The sequence below is a fragment of the Corallococcus sp. AB032C genome (assembly GCF_003668935.1).
Lineage (GTDB): Bacteria > Myxococcota > Myxococcia > Myxococcales > Myxococcaceae > Corallococcus > Corallococcus exiguus.
Genome location: NZ_RAWP01000029.1, coordinates 1 through 26050 on the forward strand (window position 1 = coordinate 1; position 26050 = coordinate 26050).

The 26050-nt window shown below is 68.8% G+C and carries 20 protein-coding genes and 1 tRNA gene; 17 read left to right on the forward strand and 4 right to left on the reverse strand.

The window, feature by feature from the left end; translation table 11 throughout:
• Window positions 1-306: 306 nt before the first annotated feature.
• The gene (locus D7X99_RS15150; protein WP_121778439.1) at window positions 307-2796 is read right to left on the reverse strand and encodes an RND family transporter; all 2490 of its coding nucleotides are present in this window, start codon (window positions 2794-2796) and stop codon (window positions 307-309) included.
• A gap of 381 nt (window positions 2797-3177) precedes the next feature.
• Here D7X99_RS15150 and D7X99_RS15155 point away from each other — a divergent pair, with 381 nt between their 5' ends.
• The 3 genes from D7X99_RS15155 (at window position 3178) to D7X99_RS15165 (ending at window position 7262) form a co-directional block, all read left to right on the forward strand.
• Window positions 3178-5703, forward strand: coding sequence for an RND family transporter (locus tag D7X99_RS15155; protein WP_233613403.1), 2526 nt, complete (start codon window positions 3178-3180; stop codon window positions 5701-5703).
• 46 nt (window positions 5704-5749) lie between these two features.
• Entirely contained in the window at window positions 5750-6466 is a 717-nt protein-coding gene (locus D7X99_RS15160) for a hypothetical protein (protein WP_147476157.1), read from the forward strand.
• A gap of 223 nt (window positions 6467-6689) precedes the next feature.
• Window positions 6690-7262 (forward strand): hypothetical protein, encoded by a 573-nt coding sequence (locus D7X99_RS15165; protein WP_121778441.1) that lies wholly within the window; start codon window positions 6690-6692, stop codon window positions 7260-7262.
• 159 nt (window positions 7263-7421) lie between these two features.
• Here D7X99_RS15165 and D7X99_RS15170 read toward each other — a convergent pair whose 3' ends face one another.
• Window positions 7422-7637, reverse strand: a complete 216-nt coding sequence (locus D7X99_RS15170; RefSeq protein WP_169848693.1) for a hypothetical protein — start codon at window positions 7635-7637, stop codon at window positions 7422-7424.
• Window positions 7638-7823: 186 nt separating this feature from the next.
• On the opposite strand from D7X99_RS15170, the gene D7X99_RS15175 reads away from it, so the two are divergent.
• The 3 genes from D7X99_RS15175 (at window position 7824) to D7X99_RS15185 (ending at window position 12078) form a co-directional block, all read left to right on the forward strand.
• Window positions 7824-9092, forward strand: coding sequence for a hypothetical protein (locus D7X99_RS15175; protein ID WP_121778443.1), 1269 nt, complete (start codon window positions 7824-7826; stop codon window positions 9090-9092).
• Window positions 9093-9229: 137 nt separating this feature from the next.
• Entirely contained in the window at window positions 9230-11374 is a 2145-nt protein-coding gene (gene glgX / locus D7X99_RS15180; RefSeq protein WP_121778444.1) for a glycogen debranching protein GlgX, read from the forward strand.
• 35 nt (window positions 11375-11409) lie between these two features.
• Window positions 11410-12078: a class I SAM-dependent methyltransferase gene (locus D7X99_RS15185; RefSeq protein WP_121778445.1), complete on the forward strand. Its 669-nt coding sequence runs from the start codon at window positions 11410-11412 to the stop codon at window positions 12076-12078.
• On the opposite strand, the gene D7X99_RS15190 is transcribed toward D7X99_RS15185, so the two are convergent.
• Window positions 12075-12377: a hypothetical protein gene (locus tag D7X99_RS15190; RefSeq protein ID WP_147476158.1), complete on the reverse strand. Its 303-nt coding sequence runs from the start codon at window positions 12375-12377 to the stop codon at window positions 12075-12077. The two genes, D7X99_RS15185 and D7X99_RS15190, sit on opposite strands and share 4 nt — an antisense overlap.
• Window positions 12378-12782: 405 nt before the next feature.
• Here D7X99_RS15190 and D7X99_RS15195 point away from each other — a divergent pair.
• The 8 genes from D7X99_RS15195 (at window position 12783) to D7X99_RS15230 (ending at window position 23550) form a co-directional block, all read left to right on the forward strand.
• A tRNA-Leu gene (locus D7X99_RS15195) sits at window positions 12783-12852 on the forward strand.
• 266 nt (window positions 12853-13118) lie between these two features.
• Window positions 13119-14243: a slipin family protein gene (locus D7X99_RS15200; RefSeq protein WP_121778447.1), complete on the forward strand. Its 1125-nt coding sequence runs from the start codon at window positions 13119-13121 to the stop codon at window positions 14241-14243.
• Window positions 14244-14368: 125 nt separating this feature from the next.
• The gene (locus D7X99_RS15205) at window positions 14369-15673 is read left to right on the forward strand and encodes an AAA family ATPase (RefSeq protein WP_121778448.1); all 1305 of its coding nucleotides are present in this window, start codon (window positions 14369-14371) and stop codon (window positions 15671-15673) included.
• A complete protein-coding gene (locus D7X99_RS15210; RefSeq protein WP_121778449.1) occupies window positions 15670-16479 on the forward strand; it encodes a hypothetical protein in 810 nt (269 codons plus the stop codon). The genes D7X99_RS15205 and D7X99_RS15210 overlap by 4 nt, the downstream gene beginning before the upstream one ends.
• 145 nt (window positions 16480-16624) lie before the next feature.
• Entirely contained in the window at window positions 16625-19141 is a 2517-nt protein-coding gene (locus D7X99_RS15215) for a VIT domain-containing protein (RefSeq protein WP_121778450.1), read from the forward strand.
• A 100-nt stretch (window positions 19142-19241) separates the two neighbouring features.
• Window positions 19242-21056, forward strand: a complete 1815-nt coding sequence (locus D7X99_RS15220; protein ID WP_121778451.1) for an acyl-CoA dehydrogenase — start codon at window positions 19242-19244, stop codon at window positions 21054-21056.
• 98 nt (window positions 21057-21154) lie between these two features.
• Window positions 21155-21817 (forward strand): glutathione S-transferase family protein, encoded by a 663-nt coding sequence (locus D7X99_RS15225; protein ID WP_121778452.1) that lies wholly within the window; start codon window positions 21155-21157, stop codon window positions 21815-21817.
• A gap of 62 nt (window positions 21818-21879) precedes the next feature.
• Window positions 21880-23550, forward strand: a complete 1671-nt coding sequence (locus D7X99_RS15230) for a hypothetical protein (RefSeq protein WP_121778453.1) — start codon at window positions 21880-21882, stop codon at window positions 23548-23550.
• A 4-nt stretch (window positions 23551-23554) separates the two neighbouring features.
• On the opposite strand, the gene D7X99_RS15235 is transcribed toward D7X99_RS15230, so the two are convergent.
• Entirely contained in the window at window positions 23555-24178 is a 624-nt protein-coding gene (locus D7X99_RS15235) for a hypothetical protein (RefSeq protein WP_233613405.1), read from the reverse strand.
• 80 nt (window positions 24179-24258) lie between these two features.
• On the opposite strand from D7X99_RS15235, the gene D7X99_RS44270 reads away from it, so the two are divergent.
• The 3 genes from D7X99_RS44270 to D7X99_RS15245 all read left to right on the forward strand — a co-directional run bounded on the left by D7X99_RS44270 (window position 24259) and on the right by D7X99_RS15245 (window position 25888).
• Complete coding sequence (locus D7X99_RS44270; RefSeq protein ID WP_255429366.1) at window positions 24259-24387, forward strand: hypothetical protein; 129 nt, start codon at window positions 24259-24261, stop codon at window positions 24385-24387.
• Between the two features lie 251 nt (window positions 24388-24638).
• Window positions 24639-24953, forward strand: coding sequence for a hypothetical protein (locus D7X99_RS15240; RefSeq protein WP_121778454.1), 315 nt, complete (start codon window positions 24639-24641; stop codon window positions 24951-24953).
• A gap of 236 nt (window positions 24954-25189) precedes the next feature.
• On the forward strand, window positions 25190-25888 hold the full coding sequence (locus D7X99_RS15245; protein ID WP_121778455.1) for a LysM domain-containing protein: 699 nt from the start codon (window positions 25190-25192) through the stop codon (window positions 25886-25888).
• Window positions 25889-26050: the final 162 nt, after the last annotated feature.

Genomic DNA, 26050 nt, shown 5'->3' on the forward strand with positions numbered 1-26050 from the left:
CCCCCCGACAGGCCCCACCCGAGCAGGCCCAGCGTGAGCGGGATGTAGAGGAGGACCGGCACCGCGGGGTGCAGCTTCGAGGCCGCCTCCATGAAGGCGTTCTCGAACATCCGGCCGGATTGATACCTGAAGTATGAGCGCCCCATACAAGACGAAGTTTGGGTCGGAGACTCCCAGGCGCCCGTGCCCGTTCGTCCCTCCGCAGTGTCGCCTGGCGGAACGGCCCCGGCCCCTTCGGACGCAATGAAAAAGGCCCCGGCGGCAATGCCGGGGCCTTCTTGCCTGCATGGATTTACGTTGCGCGGATCAGCTCTCCGCGGGGCGCTCGGTTCCGTCGTCGCCGGGCGCCGGGGTCGACGTGGCGCTGCTGTGCTTGTTGCGCCAGCGATCCACCAACAGAAGGAGCGCCGGGAAGCCCACCAGCACGATGACCATGTTCACCGCGAAGCCCAGGTTGGCCAGGTCACCAATGGAGTTGAGGCCCGGGTGCTTGGCGAACACCAGCGCCAGGAAGCCGATGGCGCTCGTCAGCAGGCCGCCCGTGATGGCCCGGCCCGTCTCCGCGTACACCGTGGTGAAGTCCGCGCCCGGCTCGCCCAGGCGCTCGATCAGGTGCACGCCCGCGTCCACCGTCGTGCCGATGAGCACCGGGATGACCACGATGTTCAGGTAGTTGAACTGCAGGCCCATGATGGCCATCAGGCCCACCAGCGCCGCGATGGACAGCAGCGTGGGCAGCATGCAGATGACCGCGTTGCGCAGGCTACCCAGCGTCAGCCACATGGCCAGGAAGACGCTGACCACCGCGGCCACCAGGATGCGCGGCCCTTCAGAGGCCACCATGTCCAGGATGTCCGCCAGGATGAGCGCCTCGCCCGCCGCGGACACCTGGCTGCCGTCCGGCATCTGGAGGTTGCGGACCTCCTTGGTGAAGCGCCGCGTGCCCACGCCGTCCGACAGGCTCACGTTCGCGTAGACCAACACCACGCCGCCCTTCTGGCCGGCCGCGGGCTCGAACTGGCGGCGCAGACCCACCGGCAGGTCTTCACGCACGAAGGGCTTCGCGGACGTCATCTTCACCGCGCGCAGCAGGTCGTCGCGCTGGGCCTTCTCCACGCGCTCCGGATCGATGCGCTGGAGCTTCTTGTGGATGGACTGGAGCAGCGCGTGCTTCTCCTCCTGGTGCCGCGGCACCAGGTCCTCCAGCGCGCCCACGAAGTCGATGGTGGAGTCCTTGCCGAACTTCTCCTTGCGAGCCTGGAGCTGCTTCACCACCTCGCGCTCCATCCCCTCCGTGTCCGTCAGCACCACCACCGGCGTCGCGGAGTAACCCAGGATGTGGTCGATGCGCTTGTCCAACCGCACGCTGGGCAGCGACACGTCATCCAGCTTCGTGGAGTCGTAGTTGAAGCTCACCCGGTACGCCTGGCTGATGAGCCCCACCAGCGCCACGCCGATGACGATCACCACCGCGCGGTAGCGGCGCGGCAGGAAGCGCGCCAGCATCGCCATGGGCCCGGACTGCGACTGGTGCTCGCGCGGCACCCAGCCCCAGCGCGACACCAACCCCAAGAGCGCCGGCAGGATGAGCAGGTACGACGCCACGCTCACCATCATGCCCACCGCCGCGATGACGCCGAACTCGTGGAACGCCCTGAACTCCGACCACGACAGGCTCAGGAACGTGAGCGCCGCCACCAGCGCGGAGATGAGCGCGGAGAAGCCCGTGTGCCGGAACGTCTCACGCACCGCCTCTTCCGACGTCATGCCCTCCGAGCGCAGCGTGCCCCACCGCCCCAACAGGTGGATGCCGTGCTCCACGCCCAGGCCGCCCAGCACCGCCGCGAGGAAGCCCGTGAGCAGATTCACCTGCCCGTACGCGATGCCCACGAAGCCGTAGGTCCACGCCAGGCCCGCGATGACCGGCACCATGGTGAGGCCCACGGACAGCCCGCTGCGGAAGTGGAAGATGAGGTAGGCCAGCAGCAGCACCAGCGCCAGCGTGGACGCGCGCGCCAGGTCGCCGGTGATGACCGCCTGCTGGTCGATCTTCTTCTTGAACGTGCCGGTGATCTCCGTGTGGAAGCCGGGGCCGTACTTCGACAGGTCCTGCTTCGCCAGGTAGTCCTCCACCTGGGTGATGACCGTCTTGGAGTAGCCCAGGTTCGCGGAGGAGCCCTTGGCCTTGAGGAGCATCACCACCATGCGCTCCTGCGGATCCAGGTAGTACAGGCCGCCCTGCCCCGCGAGCCGCATGTTCGCGCCGCCGGTGTACTTCTTCTGGATGTCGCTGAAGTCCAGCGACGGCGGCGCCTCTTCTTCCAGGCGCACGAAGAGCGGGTTGGCCTGCTCCTTCTCCCACGCGAAGCGCGCGTCGATGCGCTCTTCGATGGTCTTCAGGTCCGGCAGGTCCACGTAGTAGAGGCCGTGCTCGTCGAAGAACTGGCTGGGCCGCTGCGCGTTGACGAAGCGGATCTCCGACAGCGTCGCCAGCTTCGGCGCCATGTCGTCCACGAACTGCTTGAGCTGCTCAGGCTCCGCGCCAATGCCGGCCACCACCACGTTGCCCATGCCTCCGAAGCGCGTGCGCAACTTCTCCAGGTCCTGCACGGACTGGAACGACTTGGGCAGCAGGTTCGCCAGGTCCGCGTTGAGGCGCAGGTCGCGTGCGAAGAAGGTGCCCATGCCCGTGAGGACCAGCGTCACGAACAACGCCACCCAGGGCCTCTGGTGGCTGCGGGCCGCCAGGGAGCCCATCGCCGCCTCGAACCGTCCGGACCACCGCGTGTCACTCATGGATGTGATTTCCTGCTGAAAGCCCGCGCCGTGACGGCCCGGGGACAACCTTGAGCCCGAACGAACCGGGCTGCTCTCGCGTATATGCCCCGAGCCACCGTGCGTCCAGGCATCGACCCGGGGCCTCCACTGGCCGCATGCCTGGCCCGGGGAACAAGGACAGCCGAGCCTGGGCCGCGCCATGTATGCCGCCCCGGCGCGCGTCATGCCAGGGGATCGGCTTCTCCTCTGAAAGTTGAGGCATTTTGCCCCACCCGTTCCGGTGTCGGCGGACGGGCGGAGCGACCCCTCGCGCCGTCGTGCTGACGGTCTGTGACATGGCCAGCTTTTGCCTCGATACGGGCCCTGCCAGGAGGCAGGCGCCGCATGGAGGCATGGTCCATGGCCTCGAACCCATCTTCAGCAGCGGAAAGCACGTGGATGCACCGGGTGGAGCGCACGATGGGTGCGCTGGCCGCGCACAACCACCGCCGCCCCTTCACGGCGCTTGTCTGCGCGCTCGTGCTGTCCGTCGTGGGCCTGCTGTCCGCGCGCCACCTGACGCTCAACGCGAACCTGGTGGACCTGCTGCCCCGGTCCTTCGAAAGCGTGCAGGCCATCCACACCCTGGAGCAGCGCTTCGGCGCCCAGGGGTGGGTGGTGGTGGTGGGTGAGGACGGGGACCCGGCGCAGCTCCAGAAGTTCGCGGAGGACGTGGCGCCAAAGTTGGAGGCGCTGCCGGGCATCCGCTACGTGGAGATCACCCGCCCCAGCAGCTTCTTCCGCAGCCACGCGCTCTACTTCCTGTCGCCCGAGGACTTGAAGGAGGTGGAGCACCGCATCGACGCGCGCCTCACCTGGGAGAAGGAGCAAGCCAATCCGCTCTACGTGCCGCTGGCTGACGATCCGCCCCCACCGCTGGAGTTCTCCGACCTGGAGGAGAAGTACGCCGGCGGCGCGGTGACGCGCCTGTCCAGCCACCCCAGCGACTACTACCTGGACCCCACCGCGCGCCGCGTGGTGGTGCTGGCCAAGCCGGAGGTGTCGTCCGCGGACCTCACCTTCTCCACGAAGATCGTCGAGGAGGTGCAGGGCGTCCTGCGGCAACAGGACCTGTCGAAGTACGGGCCCGGCTTCCACACGCAGATCACCGGCTCGTTCCAGAAGAAGATGGATCAGCAGGGGCAGATTACCCGCGACGTGGCGGTGTCCTCGACGGTGGCCACGGTGCTGGTGCTGCTCTACCTGTTCCTGCACTTCCGCGGCGTGCTCGCGGTGGGGATGGTGCTGGCGCCAGTGGGTGCAGGCCTGGCGTGGACCTACGGCCTGGTGGGCATGGCGTATGGCCGCGTCAACCTGCTCACGGCCTTCCTGGGCGCCATCCTGGGCGGCCTGGGCGTGGAGCACGGCATCCACCTGCTGGGCCGCTACCTCGCGTTGCGCGGAGAGGGACGGTCCTCCGAGCAGGCCACGCGCGAGTCGTTCACTCACACGGGTGGCGCGGCGCTGGTGTCCGCGGTGGTGGCGGCGCTCACGTTCTTCGTGCTGGGCACCTCCAAGCTCACGGCGTTCCGCGAGTTCGGTGTCATCGCGGGCGTGGGCATGCTGGTGCTCATCCTCGCGTACGTGCTGGTGCTGCCGGCGGTGCTGGGGATGGGAGCGCGCTGGGGTTGGAGGCCTCGCGCGAACTCCACGGAGATGACGGAGGCGCCGCTGGGCCGCGTCATCACGCACCGGCGCGGGCTGCTCACCGTCGTGTCCGCGCTCGTGGTGGCGGGCCTGCTCACACAGATGTCGCGCCTGCGGTTCGATTACGACATCGGCTCCCTACAGGACCAGCGCCTGAACTCGTTCGTCCTGGACCGCGCCGTCAACAAGCTCATCGGCTATTCGCAGGTCCCGCTGGTGGTGCTCACGAACTCCCGCGAGGAGGAAGCCGCGGTCGTCCGGGAGCTCCAGGCGCGCAAGCGTCAGCAGGGCGCGAACTCCACGGTGGACTTCGTCGCGGCGCTCGCGAGCCTGGTGCCGGAGCGGCAGACGGAGAAGCAGGCCATCCTGAAGGACATCGGGAAGCTGGTGGAGGACGTGCCCGAAGGCAAGCTCACCCCGAAGCAGCGCGGGCAACTGGAGGAGCTGCGCAGACAGGTGCGAGCACAGCCCTTCACCGAGGCGGACCTGCCCTCCAGCGTGCGCCAGCAGTTCGAGGGACGCGGCGGTCACGGCACCGGCTTCGTGCTGGTGTATCCGTCCGCGGATCAATCCAACGGCCAGGCCATGCGCCGGATGGCGAAGGAGGTCCGCGGGATGGTGCTGCCGGATGGCCGGCCCGCGGTGGTGGCCGGTGAAGCGATGGTGCAGGCGGACATCGTGAACCTGGTGTCGCACGAGGCGCCGTTCATCCTGCTGGGCTCCACGCTCACGGTGCTGCTGGCCATGTGGCTGACGCTGGGCGGCCTGCGCACCGCGCTCCTGTGCCTGATGCCCACGGTGGTGTCGCTGTTCGCGGTGCTGGGGCTCATGCCGCTGCTGGGCATGGAGTTCAACTACCTCAACATCCTGGTCATCCCGGTGCTCATCGGGACGACGGTGGACGCGGGCGTGCACCTCATCACGCGGCTCGCGTCGCCGCGCAGCGACTTCGTGCGGGTGTATTCGGAGACGGGCAAGGCCATCTGCGGCGGCCTGCTCACGAGCGCGGTGGGCTTCGGCGCGCTGCTGCTCGCGGACCACCCGGGCCTCAACTCGATTGGCGCCCTGGCGAACGTGGGGTTCGGGATGAACCTGCTCATCATGCTGGTGACCTTCCCGGCGCTGTTGCTGGTGCTCTCCGTGCGCAAGCGGCGCCACCGTGCGGTTCCCTCGCGCCTCCGGGGTGAGCAACTCATGAAGGATGGCCAGGGTCCTCGGCGGCCCACGCCCTCCCATTAGGCCGAGGCGTCGCCCGCCCGGCCCTACATCGACAAGGAGCGGGACGATGTCTCAGCAATGGATCTGGATGAGCGTGGCGGCGGGCACCCTGGCGCTGGGCTCCGCGAGCGCGCAGGTGGATCCGAACTCCGCGAGCGCCATCACCACGAGCCAGCCGAACCCGGGGGCCCCGCCGGGCACGCCCGCCCCCATGGGAGGCGCATTGGACAACCAGGTGACGCAGCCCCTTGGCGACGCCACCAGCGTGGGCGCGGGCGGCAGCGGCACGTCCACGGGCGCGGTGATTCCGCAGCCGTACGGCACCCAGCCGTCCGTCTCCGGCAACGCAGCGGAGTCCGTGCCGCCCAGCCCCGGCAATGCCACCACCGTGACGGGCGGCGGTACGGTGGTCGCGCCCGGCAGCGCCACCACCGTGACAGGCGAGGGCGCGGTGCTGGCCCCCGGGACCGGCTCCACCGTGGCGGGTTCCACGGGCTCCACCGCCACCACGGGCGCGCTCCTGCCACCCGCGACGACGACTCCCGGCACCTCGCTGCCGGGCGCCTCCAACAGCACCGTGACGCCGGGGACTCCGACGGGCACCATGTCCAGCACGGGCGCGGTGCTGCCTCCAGCCACCGGCACGACGCCGCCGGCCCTCACGGGCTCCCAGCCCACCACGCTGTCTCCGGGCAGCAACCCGCTGACGCCGGACAACAACACGTCCAGCAACTCCGTGACGCCGCTCGGTGGCGGTAGCGTGCTCCAGCCCCCGAGCCCCTGAGTCCGGCAGGGCAGGCTCGCTGGCTCGCACTCCGGGCCGGCGGGCGTGGCCCCCGGAGGACAGCCCCGTCCCGCGCAACCCTCCCCTTGCGTCCGCCCGCCCCGTTCCCCGAGCAGGCAGGCGGATGAGCCACCCCTGCACACATCCCTGGGCCTGCTCACCTTCGGTCGTGCAGGCAGCCAGGACCTTTCAAGCAGTCAGAACTCCTATCGGGGGAATCCACATGAAGAAGTTCCTGAAGACCCAGCTGACGGTGGCGGCGGTTCTCGCGGGTGCGCTCGCGCTCGGGACGGGCTGTAAGTCGGATCAGTCCGCGACGCGCGGCACCGAGCCGGCCTCCGACTCCACCATGGGCACGGACTCCAGCGGCACGGGGACGGACACGTCCGGCTCCGGCACCACCACCACGCCGCCTCCCAGCAGCGGCGGCTCCGGCTACGACACGGGCAGTACGTCGCCGGACACGACGCTGCCTCCGTCGGACATGAGCACTGGCGGCTCCGGCACGACGGATGACGCCACGCTGCCGCCCGCCACGAACGACGGCACCCTGGATCCGGGCACGGGCGGCGCGGGCACCGGTGAGGCCGAGCCCGGCGTGCACGACGGCGAGATGACCGAGCCGGGCACGGGCGGCTCCGGCACGTCCACGGACGACAGCGCCATCCCGGACGACAGCAGCCTGCCCAACGACTCCACGCTGGACCCGAACAACTCCGGCGCCAAGGGCAACATGACGACGCCGGTGCCGGACTCCACCGGCACGGTGGCGCCCCACAACGGCACCACGCGCTAGTCCCCCTCGGGGTGGACATGGAAGCGCCCGTGACCTTCACCGGTCGCGGGCGCTTCGCCATTTCCAGCGTCCGGTTCAAACCAACAACAACAACAACAAGACCCCGCCGACGCGCGAAAGGCGTCAGCGGGGTCATGGAGACAGCGAGACCTGAGAGGATCAGGTCACCTTGACGCCTGGCGAGTAGGGCTGGCCCACCGGTTCGATGATGCGCGGGCTCCCGTTGTCACCCGGCCCGTTGCCGGGACCGCCACCCGGGTCGAAGGTGGACGGCGTGCGGCGCTCCTGCCGTTCATCCTCTTCCGTCCCGGCTTCGCTTGCCGGCGCGGGAGGCAGCCCCTCCAAGGGAATGTGCAACACGTCTTTCTTGCTCATGACGAACGCCTCCTTTCCCCTCTCAGGTTGGGGCGGACCGGGGGTTTTCGCCACCGGGGGCACCCCCGCCCGCATGTCCCCCGACCTCCAGAATGTATTTCTCTTGGATGACAGGGAGCAGCCGGGGGCTTATCCAAAGAGGTCCAGGCAGCGCGCACCCGCACCCGAACCGAAAGCGTCCAACGCATGAAGCTGTTGCTGGCAGGCCGACGAGGAGCAAGCGATCCGCTGTTCGCCCCCGCGGAGGCGCCCCTGCCCTGGCTCCAGCGCGTGGAGGCCTGGTTCCAGCAGGTGGCTGAAGGCGTGCTGGAGGGCACCCGCATCGAGGAGGGCCCCCAGGGCGCGCCCGTGCTGCGCCTGCGCTTGCACCCGGCCGCGGCGGAGGTGTCGTTGCTCGCGACGACCCAGGAGCGCATCGTCGTGTCCGCGGAGACCAGCGCCGCGGGGCCCGGCTACCACCGCTATCTGGTGGACCTGCTCAAGGGGCTGGGCGACCTGCACGGCATCTCCTGGGCCCCGCCCGACGAGGACGTGGGCGTGGGCGACGCCACGGGCTACTTCCACGGCGGTGACGTGGACCTGGTGGAGAAGCACTTCCTGGGCTGGCTCCAGCACTCGGTGGGCCAGGTGCTGCGCATGCGCAGCCTGGGCAACTCCGGCTTCGCGCTGTCCATGCGCTTCGGCCACACCTTCCAGCATCCGGGCGCGCTGCTCACGCCCCTGGGGCCTCGCGACGAGCGCTGGCTGCGCACCGTGCACGAAGACCCGCGGCAGGGCATGGACGTGTTCCCCTGGTGGAACCCCGGCGTGGACGCCCGCGAGCGCTTCACGCGCGCCCTGTGCCGGCTGTGGACGGACGTCGTCTGGCGCCCGCCGCTCCTGGAGGAGGAGCGCCAGCGCCTGCGCGACGTGGCCCGGCTGCTGGAGCAGGCCTGGCGCGAGGACCCTTCGCTCCCCTACCCGTGGCGCGAGTGGCAGGAGGTGCTCGGCTACCTGGGCATGGGAGGGACGGTGGCGGAGGAGGTCCACCGCCGCGCCCTGGAGTCGCCCGGCGTGGGGCCGCCCATCGGCTACCGGCGGGGCTCCGTGCAGGTGGCGCTCCCGGAGGGCTGGGAGATTCGCATCCCCGGCTCGCTGGCGGAGACGCGCCTGGAGGACGGAAGCTGGGTGGCCCGCGACCATCGCCGCACCGTGCGCGTGGTGCCCCTGGCGGACTCCGCGGAGGAGCAGCTGGCGCCCACCAGCCCGGAGCGCAAGGCCCTGGAGCTGGAGCACCACGGCGCCCGCGTCAGCGGCCGCGCGTCCCTGCACGTGGGTCCCGGCGAGTGCCGGCTGACGGCCCTGTGCCGCTCCGGCAGCCGCCGCGCCCTCTGCGTCGTGAGCTTCGATGATCCAGACGAGCAGGACTGGGCCCTGGGCACCTGGCGTTCATTGGACCACGCTGTCGCCGCCTGACAGGGCAGGTCGTTTCAGCACCGACCACTTGCCAGAGCGCTGTCCGGTGGACAGTCAGCACACCCGGACGTCTTGCCGCATCGCGCAGTCGCACCCACATTCCGGCGGCAGTTTCCCCACGGAATCGAGTGAGACGCATGAGCGGCAAGCGGGAGATCTGGCCGGGCAAGCCCTGGCCTCGTGGCGCGACCTTCGACGGCGCGGGTACCAACTTCGCGGTCTATTCGCAGGTGGCCACCCGCGTGGAGGTGTGCCTCTTCGACCGGGCGGACCCGACGAAGGAGATTGAACGCTTCGACCTGCCGACGAGCACGGAGTTCGTCTGGCACGGCTACGTGCCGGACCTGGAGCCCGGGACGCTGTACGGCCTGCGAGTGCACGGCCCCTACGAGCCGGAGAAGGGGCACCGCTGCAACCCGCACAAGCTGCTCGTGGACCCCTACGCCAAGGCGCTGCACGGCGAGGTGAACTGGAAGCAGCCGGTGTTCGGCTACCCCCTGGATCATCCGAAGAAGGACCTGATGCGCGACGAGCGCGACAGCGCGGCCGGCATGCCCAAGGGCGTGGTGGTGAGCGACTTCTTCGACTGGGGCAATGACCGGCGCCTGGACATCCCGTGGCGCAAGACGGTCATCTACGAAGCCCACGTGCGCGGCCTCACCATGCGCCACCCGGGCGTGCCGGAGCACCAGCGCGGCACGTACGCGGGCCTGGGCTCGCCGGCCATCATCGAGCACCTGCAGAAGCTGGGCGTCACGTCGGTGGAGCTGTTGCCGGTGCAGGGGTTCGCGGACGACTCGTTCCTCAACGACAAGGGCCTGTCGAACTACTGGGGCTACAGCACGCTGAACTACTTCGCGCCGGAGCAGCGCTACGCCAGCCGCAAGACGCCGGGCGGCGCGGTGGCGGAGTTCAAGTCGATGGTGAAGTCGCTGCACGCGGCGGGCATCGAGGTGATCCTCGACGTCGTGTACAACCACACGTGCGAGGGCAACCACCTGGGGCCCACGCTTTCGTTCAAGGGCATCGACAACGCGTCGTACTACTGGACCATGCCGGAGGCGCGGCACTACCTGGACTTCACGGGGTGCGGCAACAGCTTCAACGCCTCCAACCCGCAGACGGCGCGCTTCATCGTGGACTCGCTGCGCTACTGGGTGGAGGAGATGCACGTGGACGGGTTCCGCTTCGACCTGGCCACGGTGCTGGGCCGGGTGGGCAAGGGCGGCTACGACCCGAACGCGCCCATCTTCCAGATCATCAACCAGGACCCGGTGTTGAGCCGCGTGAAGCTCATCGCGGAGCCGTGGGACGTGGGGCTGGGCGGCTACCAGGTGGGCGGCTTCCCGTCGCCGTGGCACGAGTGGAACGGCAAGTACCGGGACGCGCTGCGCAAGTACTGGAAGGGTGACGAGAACCAGGCCGCGGAGGTGGGCTACCGGCTCACGGGCAGCGCGGACCTGTTCGCGGCGGCGCGGCGGCGTCCGCAGGCGTCCATCAACTTCGTCACCGCGCACGACGGCTTCACGCTGCACGACCTGGTCACGTACAGCAGCAAGCACAACGAGGCCAACGGCGAGCACAACCGCGACGGCGCGGATGACAACCAGGCGTGGAACTGCGGCGTGGAGGGAGAGACGGACGACGAGAACATCATCTCCCTGCGCGAGCGCCAGAAGCGCAACCTGATGGCGTCGCTGTTCCTGTCCACGGGCGTGCCGATGATTGTCGCGGGCGACGAGATGGGCCGCACGCAGCAGGGCAACAACAACGCCTACTGCCAGGACAACGAGCTGTCGTGGGTGGACTGGAACCTGGACAAGACGCGCCAGGACCTCCTGGAGTTCACGCGCAAGCTCATCCAGTTCCGCCACGGGCAGCCGGTGCTGCAGCGCCGCCGCTTCTTCCAGGGCGAGCACCTGTGGGAGTCCGAGCACAAGGACCTGGCGTGGTTCCGGCCGGACGGAACGGAGATGGGCGCGGAGGACTGGCAGAAGCCCTTCGTGCGTTCGCTGGCGTTCCTGCTGGGTGGCGACGCCATCCCCACGCCGGACGAGCGGGGCCAGCGCGTCAGTGGCGATTCGCTGCTGGTGCTGCTCAACGCGCACCACGACACGGTGACCTTCGTGGTGCCGCCACCGGGCGAGGGCGGCTCGTGGCGGCTGGAGCTGTACACGGCGGATGACAAGCGCGGCGATGAAGAGATGAAGCCCGGGAAGTTCGCGATGGCCGGGCGGTCGCTCGCGGTGTTCCGCAAGCCGGGAAGCAACAACACGCCGTGATACGGTGCCCGCGCTGTTGATCAGGAGCGCACGACATGGCGGACGAGGTCGACGGCGGCAGAAGTGAAGAGGCCGCCGTCGCGCGGGTGTACGGGGAGATCGCCTCCGCCTACGAGGTGCTCTACCCCGCGTTGCACCGCTACGGCGACCGCGTGGAGCGCTTCCTCGCGGAGGTGGTGAAGCCGGGGATGCGCGTGCTGGACGTGGGCTGTGGCCCGGGCCTGCACACGCGAGGGCTGGACGCGTCCGTGGACGTGGTGGGCCTGGACGTGGCGCCGGAGATGCTGGAGCTGGCGAAGCGCTCGCGGCCGTCCGGCACGTGGCGCGTGCACAGCTATCTGGATCCGGTGCCGGAGGACCTGGGCACGTTCGATGTCGCGCTGGCGATTGGGTGCCTGGACTTCTGTGACGACCTGCCGCGCGTGCTGGGGCACATGGGCCGGGTGTTGAAGCCGGGCGCGCGGATGTTGTTCACGGTGCTGGAGCGCAGGTCCGGGCTGGAGGCGCATGAAGCGTCCACGCGACGGGTGCGCACGGCGGACACGGACGTGACGCTGCACCTGTGGAGCGCGGAGGAGACGGCGCGCGCGGTGGAGGCGGCGGGGCTCCGCGTGCGTGAGTACGTGCACGGGCCGGGCTGGGAGCTGATGGCCGAGGAGCGCATGATGTGGTTCGGCTGGTGGGACGTGACGCGCGGCTGCTAGGTGCAATACGGAAACGCGCAGTGCATCTTGATGAACACGAACGTCGTTCGCCCCTCGTGCACGCCTGTGCCCGTGTCGTCCCCGCTGCACACGTTGTTGCCGTTGCTGTCGTAGGCATGCACCTGCACCCACCAGGCACTCGACTCGTAGACGTAGGGGAGGGTCGCGTCCTCGATGACGCCATCCCTCACGTTGAGCGATAGGGGCCCCATTGCCGGGCGCCCATCACCCGACCTCAGGGTCACCGTCGCCGTCACCACGGGGCAGGGATCCTCTCCCATGGAGATCCGCAGCTTCATGGACCCCAAGCGCCAGCCGGAGTCTTCGTCCCCAGCGCTTTCCTCCCCACAGGCCCCGAGCAGCGCACAGCCCATTCCCAGCATCACGACCCAAACGGCTCGATTCATGTGTCCCCGAAATGGCGCATGGAGCACGCAGCGCTTGGACACCTGAGCCCCAGGGTCTGGGACATGGGCCGTCAGGATTTCCGCACGCCCGCGTCCGGTGGCCCGTCGGCAAACTTCAGGGGGCGCACGGGGTTGTCCCGAGGCGTCCGGTTCCACGCGAGGGCGCTTTGCGCCGGTGCATGAGACTCGGACGTTCCTCACGGCCATCACATCCGGGTGTTCCTGCCGCTATCGAAGGCCGTACCGGTCGCGCGCCACCGTGAGGCGCGCATGGCTGCCCTTGGCTGGGCAAAAACCCGAACTCGCTCAACGGTAGAGCACGAGACTCAAGATCTCGCATTCGAAGGTTCGACTCCTTCGTTCGCCGGACCCCGTCGTTTCCGCTGGTGTCAACGCGAGTCCACCGCGTCCTCCTCCCCACGCCGCACACTGGCCGGTCGCCAGGGTGTCCAGAGGCTTCCGTGGTGTTCGCGGAACGCTCCGGTCGCCGTCCGTGACCTGCATCCGGTGCGGAGGCTCGGGAGGCTGAACGCGGATCCGGACGGTCTGTTCGCGCGACGCGCCCGTGGGGCGGCGGGGTCTTTTTCTCCAGCAGCAGGGCTGCACTCTTTCTTGTCGTCGAGGTGACGTGTCATGGGTATCGGTCGGGTGGAAGTGGCGCAGAACGAGCGGCTGTTCGTGGTGGTGAACGGGAAGGCGGAGCAGTACCTGGGGCCGGGCCGGCACTGGGTGGTGCGTCCGTTCCAGAACGTCCGCTACGAGCGCGTGCCGCTGGAGCCGCCCGTCACCCGGCTGGATGAAGCCAAGCTCGCGTTGGTGCCGGAGAAGGACCTCCAGGTGCTGGAGCTGGGCGCGGACGAGCGCGCGGTGGTCTTCCATCACGGCCAGCCGGTGCGGTGGCTGGGTCGGGGTCAGCATCAGGTGTGGACGGCGCAGCGGCTGCCCGGTCGAACCGGTCGGCCCGAGACGCCGACGGTGCGGGTGGAGCGCGTGGACGTGTCCGGGGTGGCGACGGAGCCCCCGCGGGACGAAGTGCGCGCGCTGATTCCGGCCAGCGACTACGTGGAGACCACGGCCACGGAGGGCACGGTGGCGCTGCGCTACGTGAACGGTGTGCTGGACGCGGTGCTGCCGCCGGGCCGGCACGCGGCGTGGACGGTCGCGCACAAGGTGCAGTTCGCGGTCATCGACCTGCGCGAGAAGCTGCTCCACGTCACCGGCCAGGAGGTGATGACCAAGGACCGCGTGACGCTGCGGCTCAACCTGTCCGCGGCGTACCGGGTGGTGGACGCGCGGCGGCTGGCGGTGGTGGCACGAGCGCCGGATGAAATCCTCTACCTGGCGATGCAGCTGGCGGCGCGCGAGGCGGTGTCCACGCGCACGCTGGACGAGTTGCTGGCCGCGCGTGAGGCGGTGTCCACGGAGCTGTACGCGCAGGTGACGTCAGGGGCGGAGGGCGTGGGCCTGGAGCTGCTGCGCTTCGGCATCAAGGACGTGGTGCTGCCGAAGGAGATGAAGGACCTGCTCAACCGGGTCATCCAGGCGCAGAAGGAAGCGGAGGCCAACGTCATCCTGCGGCGCGAGGAGACGGCGGCGACGCGCTCCATGGCGCAGACGGCGAAGGTGCTCGCGGAGAACCCGCTGCTCGTGCGGCTCAAGGAGCTGGAGGCGTACAAGGACCTGGCCGCGAAGGTGGGTCAGGTGCACCTGGTCCTGGGCGAGGGCGCGGTGCCCACGCTCCAGCTCAAGGGCGGCTGAGGTCCCTGTGAGAATCGAGGCCCTCGGACCGGAAGTGCGGTCCGGGGGCCTTCGTGCGTTCACGGTGGGCGCACGGGAGAGCGTCGTGGTTGACCCCTCCCCCTGTTTCGGGCGAGCTAGGGCGCATGTACGTGAAAGAGGTCCAGCTCACCAATATCCGAACGATCCAGAAGCTTCAGTGGGCCCTGCCCGCCGAGGCAGGACCTGGCTGGCATGTCGTCATTGGTGACAATGGGTCAGGTAAGTCATCGTTCCTGCGGGCCATCGCGCTCGCATTGGTCGGCCCGAAGGAGGCTATTGCTCTCCGTCAGGATTGGAACGACTGGCTTCGCGGAGGAGCTTCGGATGGGGAAATCGAACTCGCTCTGAGTTGGAACCCCGCGTACGACCGTTTCGTTGGTTCAGGAAGGACACCAAAAACTCCGACCCTCACCGCGGCGATGTTGATGTTTCGCCCCATGAGTAACCCCGATCAGGTCCAGCTCTCAAGATCCGCGATGGTGGACAATCCTGAGCGCTACATTTGGGGTGATGGTGAAGGATGGTTCTGCGCCTCTTATGGCCCCTTTCGCCGCTTTAGCGGCGGCGACAAGGATCAAGAAAAGCTTTACTACTCCAGTCCCAAACTAGCGCGACACCTATCTGTCTTCGGGGAGTCCGTGGCACTTTCAGAGTGTCTTGAATGGCTCAAGCTTCTTCAATTCAAGAAGCTAGAGCAGGACCCAGAAGGCAACGTTCTTGAGCCCCTGAAGCAATTCATCAATCAGCCCGACTTCCTGCCTAATGAAGCCCGGCTCGAATCCATCTCGTCCAAGGGCGTTCGCTTCGTCGACGGCAACGGCTGCGAAGTTCCGGTTGAGAATCTGAGCGACGGTTACCGCTCCATCCTGAGCATGACCTTCGAGCTGATCCGCCAACTCGCGCGTGCTTACGGCGCCGACAAGCTCTTCGCTCCCGGGGACTCCACGACCATCATCGCCCCCGGTGTCGTCCTGATTGACGAGATTGACGCGCACCTTCATCCGGTGTGGCAACGCCGAGTCGGCCGCTGGTTCCGCGAGCACTTCCCGAACATCCAGTTCATCGTCACGACCCACAGTCCGCTCATCTGCCAGGCCGCAACCGTGGGCAGCGTGTTCCGCCTCCCCCGGCCGGGCAGTGACGAAGAGGCTGGCATGGTCACAGGCATCGCGCTCGACCGACTGCTCTACGGAAATGTCCTCGACGCCTACGGCACTGGTGCCTTCGGAGATGTCCCGCTGCGCTCGCCCGAGGCCCAAGAGAAGCTCGAACGGCTTGCCGTCCTCAATCAGAAGGAACTCGCACAGGGCTTGTCCCCCGAGGAACAGGCGGAACAGCAGCACCTGCGCGCACAGCTTCCCACTGCATCCAGCACCCTTCCGTCCGACACGGAGGTGCCGCAGCCTTGATCCACCTCCCGAACATCCCGCTGCCTCAGCCCGCCAACACGCAACTCGCGGACTATCAACGCGAAATCGACTTGCTTCCCAACTACGAGACACGCGTCGAGCGCGCGCAGGAGCGATTCAGCAGCCTGAACAGGAAGGGCCATCCGGCCTTCGACACCGTCAAGGCGACCCTGTCGAAGATGTCCGTGGGCGTCCAACGCTGTGCCTACTGCGAGGACTCGCTGGCCGACGAGGTGGAGCACATCCGGCCCAAGGCTCTGTATCCAGAGCTGACTTTCGCCTGGATGAACTACCTGTACGCTTGCGGCCCCTGCAACGGGCCCAAGAACAACCGCTTCGCGGTCTTCGCCCAGGGAACAGGCGTCCATACGGACGTGGGTCGCCGCCGTAACGCCCCCGTGGTCCCTCCCGTCCCAGGCACGCCCGTGCTGCTGGATCCTCGTGTGGAGGATCCCATGGACTTCTTGAGCCTGGAGATCCGGCAGACATTCCTCTTCACCGCCACTGCTGCACCGGGCACCGTGGCGTACCAGCGCGCGAAGTACACCATCGATCTTCTTTGCCTCAACAGCCGTGAATCGCTCCCGCGTACGCGCTACCACGCCTATCGCGACTTCTTGATGCACCTCAGGGGATACGTCCAGGACCGCGCCCACGGCCACGCTCCCGAACATCTCCAGCACCTGGCGCATGACATCCAGACGCGCCAGCACGCCACGGTCTGGCGGGAGATGAAGCGCCAGCACCCGGTCATCCCTGAGCTGAAGCGCCTGTTCGAAGCTGCCCCCGAAGCCCTCGGCTGGTAGCGCCGGACCCTGTGGCCCCGTGGCCACGGGCCCGCGCCCGGACTGTCTCCCGGCGCCCCCACTCCCAGCCCTTTCAGAGGGGAACCCGCGTTGGCCCGGGGGCTGCAATGTCCCCGAGCACACCCTGAAACCAAGGTTCCCGACCATGCGAGTCCTGCTCGCCACGCTCTTCGTCTGCCTTCTGGCCGTCCCGGCCTCCGCGCAACCCTGCCCCCCGGCCGCTTCGCCCACCGCAAGTGTCGCCCAGGGCACCCTGGTGGCTCGCTTCCGTGCGCAGCCGCAGCAGGCGGACGACAACACGGCGTGCCCGGACACCGAGCCGCGCACCTTCAGCCTCAAGCGCACGGAGGTGGACGCGGAGGTCAGTGGCTTCCTCGCTTCCGTCACCGTGACGCAGGTGTTCGAGAACCCCTACACCTCGCCTCTTGAAGCGCTCTACGTCTTCCCCCTGCCGGAGCTGGCCGCCGTGGATGGCATGGAGATGCACATCGGCGAGCGCGTCATCACGGGCGTCATCCAGACCCGCGAACAGGCCCGCGACACCTACGAGCGCGCCAAGGCCGAGGGCAAGACGGCCGCGCTGCTCGACCAGGAGCGGCCGAACATCTTCACCCAGTCCGTCGCCAACATCCTCCCCGGTGAGACCATCCGTGTGCGCATCCACTACGTGGAGCGCCTCACCTACGACGCCGGCACCTACCGCTTCAGCTTCCCCATGGTCGTCGCCCCCCGCTTCATCGGCGGCACGCCGCTGCCCACGCGCCAGGGCGAAGGCGTGGAGCCCGACACCACCACCGTCCCCGACGCGAGCCGCATCACGCCTCCGGTGCTCGCCGACTCGCGCAGCGGCCACGACATCCAGCTCACCGTGCGCATGGACGCGGGCCTCCCGGTCCACTCGCTGCGCTCCACCACCCACCGCGTGGACGTGAAGCGCGATGGCCAGTCCCGCGCCACCGTGAGCCTGGGCCGCGATGACCGCATCCCCAACAAGGACTTCATCCTCGAGTACGTCGTCGCCGACGCGCTCATCCGCCCCGCCGTCCTCATGCACCGCGACCCCGGCGCGGACCACGGCTACTTCCTGGTGATGCTCAACCCGCAGCTGTCCCCCACCGAGAGGGAGATCGTGCCGCGCGAGCTCTACATGGTGCTCGACACGTCCTGCTCGCAGTCCGGCCTCGCCATCGAGAAGTCCAAGGCCATCACCCAGGAAGTGCTCAACCACCTGATGCCCGAGGACACCTTCCAGGTCCTCAACTTCGACACGCAGGTGACCAAGTTCGCCCCCACCGCCGTCCCCGCCACGCCGGAGAACATCCAGAACGCCTTGCCCTATGTCGCCAACTTCTGGGGCGGTGGCGGCACCGACGTGCGCATCGCCGCCCAGGAGGCCATGGTCCCCCCGAACGACCCCGCCCGCCTGCGCATGGTGCTCTTCATGACGGACGGCCTCATCGGCGGTGACGAGCAGGTCCTCGGCACGCTCCAGCAGCACCTGCGCGAGGAGACGCGCATCTTCTCCGCCGGCGTGGGCTCCAGCACCAACCGCTACCTCATCACCAAGATGGGTGAGCTGGGCCGCGGCGCCTCCACCCTCGTCAACCTCAACCGCCCGGAGGAAGACGTCGCCCGCGAGTTCGAGCAGCGCATGCGCGGCCCCGTCCTCACCTCGGTCGTGGTGGACACCGACGGCCTGCCCGTCAGCGACGTGTACCCGAAGTCCGTGCCGGACCTCTTCGCCGGACAGCCGCTGTTCCTCGTGGGCAAGTTCACCGGCACCGGTGACGGCGTCCTCCGCATCTCCGGCCGCGTGCGTGGCCAGGTCCGCCGCTTCGACGTGCCCGTGCACTTCCCCGAAGTCGCCCCGGAGCACGACTCCCTCAAGAGCCTCTGGGCCCGCCAGCGCATCGAGGAGCTCACCGTGGAGGGCTTCCGCGGCGAAACGCCTGAAGTCGTCCAGGGCATCACCGACACCGCGCTCCAGTACCACCTGATGAGCCGCTACACGTCCTTCGTCGCGGTGGAGCAGGTGGCCCGCACGAACCCCGACGGCGAGACGGTCCGCGAGATGGTCCCCGTGCAGCTCCCCGACGGCATGGTCTCCGGCGCGCTCAGCCGCGAGGAGATTCCCCCCGGCGACCCCATCATCTCCGTGCGCGCCCCGCGCAACGCCCGCCGCGTCACCGCCTACTTCCCCTTCGGCCTGGTGAAGCCGCTCACGTTCGACTCGCTCACCCGTTCTTGGCGCGGCCGGTTCCTCGTGCCGCTGGGCGTCTCGGATGGCTACTACACCGTGTTCATCATCGCGGAGCTGGCGGACGGCCGCGTGGAGCGCAGCGAGGTTCGCTACCGCCTGGACTCCCAGGGCAATGACTTCGACGTCGTCCTCTCCCAGAAGGAGCTCGCCCCCGGTGACACGCTGACGTTCGACGTGGACGCGGTGGAGGCCACGCAGGAGGTCAGCGTGTACGGCGACCTCTTCGGCGAGGACCAGCAGCTGCTCGACTCACAGGACGGCCTGCGCTTCACGAAGTCGCTGGTCATCCCGGAGGGCACGCCCTCCGGTTCCTACGAGCTGGTGTTCGTCGCTCGCGACGCCGCTGGCAACCGCTTCGAACGACGGGAGACGCTGCGCGTCATCCACACTCGGCGTGACTGACCCGCGAATCAATCTCGGATACCCTGGCGGTCCGTTTCGGCCCCGCGCCTTCACTGGCGCGGGGTTGTTTCATTCGCACCCGGCCGCGAGGAGTCCTTCGATGTCGTCGTCCCTGCACTACACGCCCAACCTCCGCGATATTGAGTTCAACCTCTTCGAGTTCCTGGACATCGGCCACACGTCGCTGGGCAAGGCGCCCTTCGGGGACCTGGACGAGACGGCGGCCCGGCAGACGCTGCAGACGTTCGCGCAGCTGTGCACGCAGGAGCTGGCGAAGAGCTTCGACGAGTCCGAGCACAACCCGCCGAAGTTGGAGAACGGCGAGGTGAAGCTGCCCCCCGGCCTCAAGGCCGCGATGGGCGCCTACTACGACGCGGGCATGCACCTGCTGGAGACGCCCTCGCACCTGGGCGGACTGGGCGCTCCGCCGTCGCTGGGCTGGGCCGCGTTCGAACTGATCCTGGGCAGCAACCCCGCGCTGGCGTTCTTCACGCTGGGCAACCTGCTCGCGCGCGTCATCGACAAGCTGGGCACGGAGTCGCAGAAGCAGCGCTTCCTGCCGCACATCCTGGACCAGCGCTGGAGCGGGTCCATGGTGCTGACGGAGCCGGACGCGGGCAGCGACGTGGGCGCCGCGCGCACCAAGGCCCGTCAGGTGGACGGCGACATCTGGGAGATTGAAGGCGTCAAGCGCTTCATCACCAACGGCGAGTCCGACATCGCGGAGAACATCATCCACATGGTGCTGGCGCGTCCGGAAGGCGCGGCGCCGGGCACCAAGGGCCTGTCGCTGTTCGTGGTGCCCAAGTACTGGGTGAACGAGGACGGCAGCCTGGGCGAGCACAACAACGTCGTGTGCACCAAGCTGGAGAAGAAGATGGGCCTGAAGGGGTCCGTCACGTGCGAGCTGACGTTCGGCGACGGCAAGCCCACGCGAGGCCTGCTGCTGGGTGACGTGCACGACGGCATCCGGCAGATGTTCCACATCATCGAGAACGCGCGCATGGCGGTGGGCCTCAAGTCCATGGCCGCGCTGTCCGCGGGCTACTACCGCGCGCTGTCGTTCGCGAAGGACCGCGTGCAGGGCAGCGACCTGGGGAAGGCGCGCGACAAGACGGCGCCGCGAGTGAACATCCTCCAGCACCCGGACGTGCGCCGCATGCTGATGGCGCAGAAGGCGCACGCGGAAGGCCTGCGCGCGCTGGCCCTGTTCACCGCGTCCGTGCAGGACCAGGTGGAGATCCAGGGCGGCCACCGCTCCACGGCGGCGGGCGAGGCGGACGTGCTCAACGACATGCTGCTGCCGCTGGTGAAGGGGTACGGCTCGGAGAAGGCGTACGAGCTGCTGTCCCTGTCGCTCCAGGTGCACGGCGGTTCGGGCTTCCTCACGGACTACCCGGTGGAGCAGTACATCCGGGACCAGAAGATCGACTCGCTCTACGAGGGCACCACGCACATCCAGGCGCTGGACCTGCTGATGCGCAAGGTGGCGCGCGACGGCGGCGCGACGCTGATGGGGCTGCTGGAGCGCGTCCGCGCGACGGCGGATGGCGACGAGGGCGGCCCCGAGCTGGCACGTGAGCGCGCCGCGCTGGGCGAGGCGGTGGGCCACCTGCAGACGATGCTCGGCACGCTGATGGGCAAGCTGGGCGAGTCCGTCTACCACGTGGGCTTCCAGGGCAACCGCGTGCTGTTCGCCGTGGCGGAGGTCATCATCGGCTGGCTGCTGGTGCGTCACGCGGCCGTGTCGCTGGAGCGGATGAAGACCAACCCCGGTGACAAGGCGTTCTACGGCGGCAAGGTGGCCAGCGCCCGCTGGTACTGCCATGAGGTGCTGCCCGGCATCGCGCACGCCGCGCGCATGGTGGAGAACGGCAACCTGGACCTGATGGACCTGCCGGAAGAGTCGTTCTAGGGGCCTGAGCCAGGCGTTGGCGGCGCGCGTCACACAGCGCGCCGCCACCCGCCGGTTCTGCCTCGACAGCGGTCGGGGACGGCATCGACAATGCCGCGATGATCACCCTGTATGGCTTTGGCCGCGTCCATTCGAAGGTCGTAGGACTCACGCGCGATTTGCGCGTCCTGTGGATGCTCGAGGAGCTGGGCGTACCCTATCGAGTGCACGGCGTGGATCATCCCGCTGGGGAAACCCGGAGGGAGGAGTACCAGCAGCTGAACCCCTTCTGCCAGGTGCCGGTGCTCGACGACGACGGCTTCGTGCTCACCGAGACGGGCGCCATCCTGCTGTACCTGGCGGAGAAGACGGGCCAGTTGATGCCCACGGATTTCCAGGGCCGCGCCCAGGTGACGCGCTGGTGCTTCGCCGCGCTCACCACCGTGGAGCTCCCGATGTCCCAGCTCATCATGGTCGACCTGCTCGGCGCCTCCGACCCCACCGGCGCGCAGCGGCGTCCCGGGTTGGTGAAGTACGCCGAACTCCACCTGACAACGCTCGAGGACTGGCTCCGGGAGCGTCCGTATCTCACCGGCGAGGCGTTCACCGTGGCGGACATCCTGATGACCACGGTGCTGCGCGAGGTGCGCAACGCGGGCGTGCTCGACGGCTTCCCCCGGGTCTCCGCCTATCGCGAGCGCTGTGAGGCACGGCCCGCCTGGAAGCGGACACTAGAGGCCTATGAGCAGCGCCTCGGAGTCACAGCGGGCAGCGCGCGCTAGCCGGGGGTGCGGCTCCGGGGACACACAGCGGGCTGGCCCGGAGTTCGCAATAGGGGTGGAGCATGATGCTCTCCACCCTCACCGCGCTGACCCTCGCCGCCACCGTCACCAACACCGAGACCGTGCACGACCTGGAGCCGTTCAGCGGCCACGTCGTCGCGTGCACCGAAGGCGGCCTGGAGCTGTTCACGCCCGCGGGCCGTCCGGTGCGCGTGCTCACGGTGGAGGACGGGCTCCCCAGCCACTACTGCCGCGCGCTGGAGTCCACGGGCGACCGGCTCTTCGTCGCCACGGATGAAGGGCTGGTGTCGCTGGACGCCCGCTTCCAGGTGACGCCCGTGCTGGACGTGCACTGGCAGGCGCTGCCTCCCGCCGAGGACGCGAGTACGCCGGACTACGTGAACCGGTTGGAGTCACTGGCCGCGGTGCTGACTCCGGATGCGACGTACACGGCTTTCTCTCCGCGCTTCGCGGGCACGGCGGAGGGGCGACTGTTCGAGCTGGGCACCCAGCGCGCGTGGTCCCTGCCGGGGCCGGTGCGCTTCATCTCCGACACGCGCGACGGCGTGGACGTGGGCACCACCGAGGGCGCGTTCTCCATCAGCGCCAGTGGCCGGCTCTCCGCGCTGCGCGACGTGCCCACCGGGCCGCTGTCGTTCACCGTGACGGAGCAAGGCGTGCGAATCGTGGGCAGTCACGGGGAGGTGCACGCGTGGGAGACAGAGTCCGTGCCACTCCAGGCCGTGAGCGTTCCCAAGGGCGCCACCGTGTTGCTCGATGGCTGGGCGGGCACTCGGACCTCCGGTGTGTTCCTCCAGGGGAAGAAGGGGTGGAGCCGAGTGACGCCCACCGGGCAGATCTGCGGCAATCACATCACCGCGCTCGCCCGGCATCAGGGGCGGCTGGTGGTGGGCACGTTCGACCGGGGCGCTTGCTGGCAGCGCGCTGACGGCCGGTGGCAGACCGTCCGCACGCCCTCGCTTCCCAGCGACCAGGTGTTGGGCATCACCAGCGACGGACCGAACCTCTACGTCGCCACCACGTATGGCCTGGGCTTCCATGACGGGAAGACGTGGACGCAGATCGCCTACGGGTCTCGCAACCCCGTGGCCCTGGGGAAGCTGTCCGTGCTCAACGTGTCCCAGATGGATGAAGGCGTCGCGCTGGTGGACGGCCGGGGCATGTCCCTGGTCACTCCCGGGACGTCTCCCCTGTCGCTCGTGAAGCGGCTGCCGCTGCCGAAGGAGTGGAGCAAGCACCCTTCCGTCGGTGAAGCCTCGGGCCGCTTCCTGTGGATGGGCAGCGAGGACCGGGGCCTGCTGCGCTGGGACGGCGCGAAGTGGCAGCGCTTCCATGACGGCCGCGACCTCACCGACAACTGGATCACCGCGCTGTCCACCGATGCGCAGGGACGCGCCATCGCGGGCACCTGCCAGGACGGCTTCAGCTACTTCGACGGCGCGAAGTGGACTCGCGTGCGCGCTGCTCCCGGCCTGCCCTCCTCCGCCATCGTCTCCGCCGCGCTCGTTCCCGGTGGGGCGCTGGTGGGCACGCTGCTCGGCGCGTCGTACTTCGACGCGGCCACGGGGGAGACGCGGGCCCTGCCGAAGCTGGCGGATCCGCGCGTCTACGCGGTGCTCCCGGACGGCGACTCCGCCCTCTTCGGCACCGAGGGCGGACTGTCGAGCACGACCTGGAAGGCCGTCTCCGTCCCGGCCCTCAGTCAGCGCTGAGGCTTCAGGCCGGCTTCGGCGCCGAGCCTCGCGCGGCCAGCTCGCGCTCCACGTACAGCCGCAGGATGTGCATGAAGTCCTGCGCGTTCGTCACCACGCCGAAGGCCTGGTGCGTGCCCCGGTCCTTCAGCTTGCTCACCACGAACTCGGACGAGTCCACGCAGATGGTGGGCAGCTCCCGCAGGCTGCCGTCCTTCTCCGTCACGAACGCGGGCAGCATGTTCCCCGTCGCGATGGCGTGCAGCGCCGTGGCCACGAGCACCGCCATCGTCGCCTTCACCGCGTGCCTGCGCATCGCGTCCTGCGCCGCCAGGTTGTCCGTCACCACGTCCGGCAACGGCCCGTCATCCCGGATGGACCCCGTCAGCACGAACGGAACCCCGTGCTTCACGCACGCGTGCATGATGCCGTTGGTGATGACGCCCGCCTCCACCGCCTTCGCGATGGAGCCCGCCTGCCGCACCCGGTTGATGGCGCGCATGTGCAGCCCGTGCCCGCCCGACGTCGCCTCGCCCGCGCCGCTCATCCCCAGCGTCGTGCCGTAGATGGACGCCTCGATGTCGTGCACCGCCACCGCGTTGCCCGCGAGCAGCGCCCCCACGAAGCCGTTCTCCACGAACCACGTCATGTCCGCGCGCGCCCGCGCGCACCCGGCGGCCCTCGCGCACCCAGAGCTCGCCGTCCGCGTCCCGCACCAGCGCGCCGTCCATGCGCGGCTCGCGCGGCATCCGCCACCGCCCGTCCACCCTCACGTACGTGGGCAGGTTCGTCGTGGTGAAGAAGCCCTCCGGCAGCACGCCGTCCGCCGGAGCCGGGGTGAAGCGCGCGTCCGGGTAGCTGGTGAACCGCGCCGCCGTGAAGTCGGGATGAGCAATGGTCGTCACCCCGCCACCATGCGCGGGCCCTCCCACCCGTTCAAGGGTGCAGCACGTCCCCATCCCCTCGGATTGTTTCCCCTTTCATAAGGGCCACCCACCTGGACGCACCCGGTCAAGAACTCCGCCCGCAACCACCGCGCGAATCCCGGGTTCAAGCCTCCAAGGACGAAGCGCTGGCACGACGCCCGCGCCCATCGAGGAGGAATCACCATGAAGCGCAACGGACTGGGGATGCTCGCGGCGGTGCTGGGCCTGACGGTGGCACTGCCGGCCGTGGCCGCGGAGGCCGACCGGCGCCAGGTGAACCAGCAGCAGCGCATCAACGAAGGCGTGAAGAGCGGCGAGCTCACGGGCCGCGAAGCCGTGCGCCTGGAGCGCCAACACCGCTCCCTCCAGCGCGAAATCCGCCGCGACCGCCGGGACGACGGCCACCTGGACGCCGCCGAGCGCGCCCGCATCGACGCGAAGCAGGACGCGCTCAGCCGCCGCATCGCCCGCCAGAAGCACGACGGCCAGAACCGCTAAATCCCCGGAAATTGCGCACCGCGACAGGACCTCCCCGGGCGGCCCCCCGGGTCCCCTGTCGCCGGTGCGCGCCCTTTCAGGGCCCGGATTCCGCTCCAGGTACGCCAATTCGCCCACATGTGCGCGCCTGGAGTGAAAAGCAGGTGGGGGACGCAACACCGGTTCTTGAATGCCGAGAATGGAAACAATCGCAGCCGGTGACCACTTCCGGGTCACTGCTCCCCTAGGAGCCCCCCATGAGCTACCGCATCCAATCTGGCGACACCCTGTCTGGTCTGGCGAAGCGCTACGGCACGTCCGTGGACTCGCTGATGAAGGCCAACCCGCAGATTGCCAACAAGGACCTCATCTACACGGGCAAGACGCTGAACATCCCCGGTTCGAGCGACAGCTTCGAGCCCGGCACCCAGGGCGTGCGCGGTGGCGGCTCGGGCGGCTCCAGCGGCGCGGGCAACGTGACGGCGCCTCCGGGCGGCGCGGGCCCGGGCACGCGCGGCCCCGGTGGCAGCCCCTTCGACATCGCGATGTCTCACATGGGCAAGAACGCCGGCTCGCTGAAGCTCGAGCAGAGCGGCGTGGGCGCGGACATGGAGGACTGGGTCCCCAACAACGTCAACTGCGCCAACTTCGTCTCCGCGTGCCTGGAGCAGGCCGGGCAGATCAAGGACAGCCAGCACAGCGCGTCCGTGATGACGCTCCAGGGGAACCTGGACCGCGACCCGAACTTCAAGCGCGTGGACCTGAAGGACGCCAAGCCCGGCGACGTCGTCTCCATGAAGGTGGGCGACGGCCAGCACGTGGTGATGTTCGCGGGCTGGAAGGACGGCAAGCCCCAGTTCATCGGCTCCAACAACGTGAACTCGGACGGCTCGCAGCGCATCAGCCTCACGTCCATGAACTACCCCATCATGTCCGTGCACCAGTACCAGGGCTGAACAGACCTGTAGCCTGAGGTCCCCGGTGGGGCCTTCGCCTTCCGCGCTCCTGGCGCCTGGAAGGGGGAGGCCCCATCCGTTTTTCGCGGGGATGGCCTCGGCCGGCTGCCCCCCAAGGCACCCCGAGTGGCTCGGGCTTCACATTGCCAATGGCCTATCGTC

What these genes read in the sequence shown, in the direction of transcription:
- D7X99_RS15150 (WP_121778439.1), bottom strand. Translation starts at nt 2,796, where the DNA reads ATGAGTGACACGCGGTGGTCCGGACGGTTCGAGGCGGCGATGGGCTCC.
- D7X99_RS15155 (WP_233613403.1), top strand. Translation starts at nt 3,178, where the DNA reads ATGGCCTCGAACCCATCTTCAGCAGCGGAAAGCACGTGGATGCACCGG.
- D7X99_RS15160 (WP_147476157.1), top strand. Translation starts at nt 5,750, where the DNA reads ATGTCTCAGCAATGGATCTGGATGAGCGTGGCGGCGGGCACCCTGGCG.
- D7X99_RS15165 (WP_121778441.1), top strand. Translation starts at nt 6,690, where the DNA reads ATGAAGAAGTTCCTGAAGACCCAGCTGACGGTGGCGGCGGTTCTCGCG.
- D7X99_RS15170 (WP_169848693.1), bottom strand. Translation starts at nt 7,637, where the DNA reads ATGAGCAAGAAAGACGTGTTGCACATTCCCTTGGAGGGGCTGCCTCCC.
- D7X99_RS15175 (WP_121778443.1), top strand. Translation starts at nt 7,824, where the DNA reads ATGAAGCTGTTGCTGGCAGGCCGACGAGGAGCAAGCGATCCGCTGTTC.
- glgX (WP_121778444.1), top strand. Translation starts at nt 9,230, where the DNA reads ATGAGCGGCAAGCGGGAGATCTGGCCGGGCAAGCCCTGGCCTCGTGGC.
- D7X99_RS15185 (WP_121778445.1), top strand. Translation starts at nt 11,410, where the DNA reads ATGGCGGACGAGGTCGACGGCGGCAGAAGTGAAGAGGCCGCCGTCGCG.
- D7X99_RS15190 (WP_147476158.1), bottom strand. Translation starts at nt 12,377, where the DNA reads ATGAAGCTGCGGATCTCCATGGGAGAGGATCCCTGCCCCGTGGTGACG.
- D7X99_RS15200 (WP_121778447.1), top strand. Translation starts at nt 13,119, where the DNA reads ATGGGTATCGGTCGGGTGGAAGTGGCGCAGAACGAGCGGCTGTTCGTG.
- D7X99_RS15205 (WP_121778448.1), top strand. Translation starts at nt 14,369, where the DNA reads ATGTACGTGAAAGAGGTCCAGCTCACCAATATCCGAACGATCCAGAAG.
- D7X99_RS15215 (WP_121778450.1), top strand. Translation starts at nt 16,625, where the DNA reads ATGCGAGTCCTGCTCGCCACGCTCTTCGTCTGCCTTCTGGCCGTCCCG.
- D7X99_RS15220 (WP_121778451.1), top strand. Translation starts at nt 19,242, where the DNA reads ATGTCGTCGTCCCTGCACTACACGCCCAACCTCCGCGATATTGAGTTC.
- D7X99_RS15225 (WP_121778452.1), top strand. Translation starts at nt 21,155, where the DNA reads ATGATCACCCTGTATGGCTTTGGCCGCGTCCATTCGAAGGTCGTAGGA.
- D7X99_RS15230 (WP_121778453.1), top strand. Translation starts at nt 21,880, where the DNA reads ATGATGCTCTCCACCCTCACCGCGCTGACCCTCGCCGCCACCGTCACC.
- D7X99_RS15235 (WP_233613405.1), bottom strand. Translation starts at nt 24,178, where the DNA reads ATGACGTGGTTCGTGGAGAACGGCTTCGTGGGGGCGCTGCTCGCGGGC.
- D7X99_RS44270 (WP_255429366.1), top strand. Translation starts at nt 24,259, where the DNA reads ATGCGCGGCTCGCGCGGCATCCGCCACCGCCCGTCCACCCTCACGTAC.
- D7X99_RS15240 (WP_121778454.1), top strand. Translation starts at nt 24,639, where the DNA reads ATGAAGCGCAACGGACTGGGGATGCTCGCGGCGGTGCTGGGCCTGACG.
- D7X99_RS15245 (WP_121778455.1), top strand. Translation starts at nt 25,190, where the DNA reads ATGAGCTACCGCATCCAATCTGGCGACACCCTGTCTGGTCTGGCGAAG.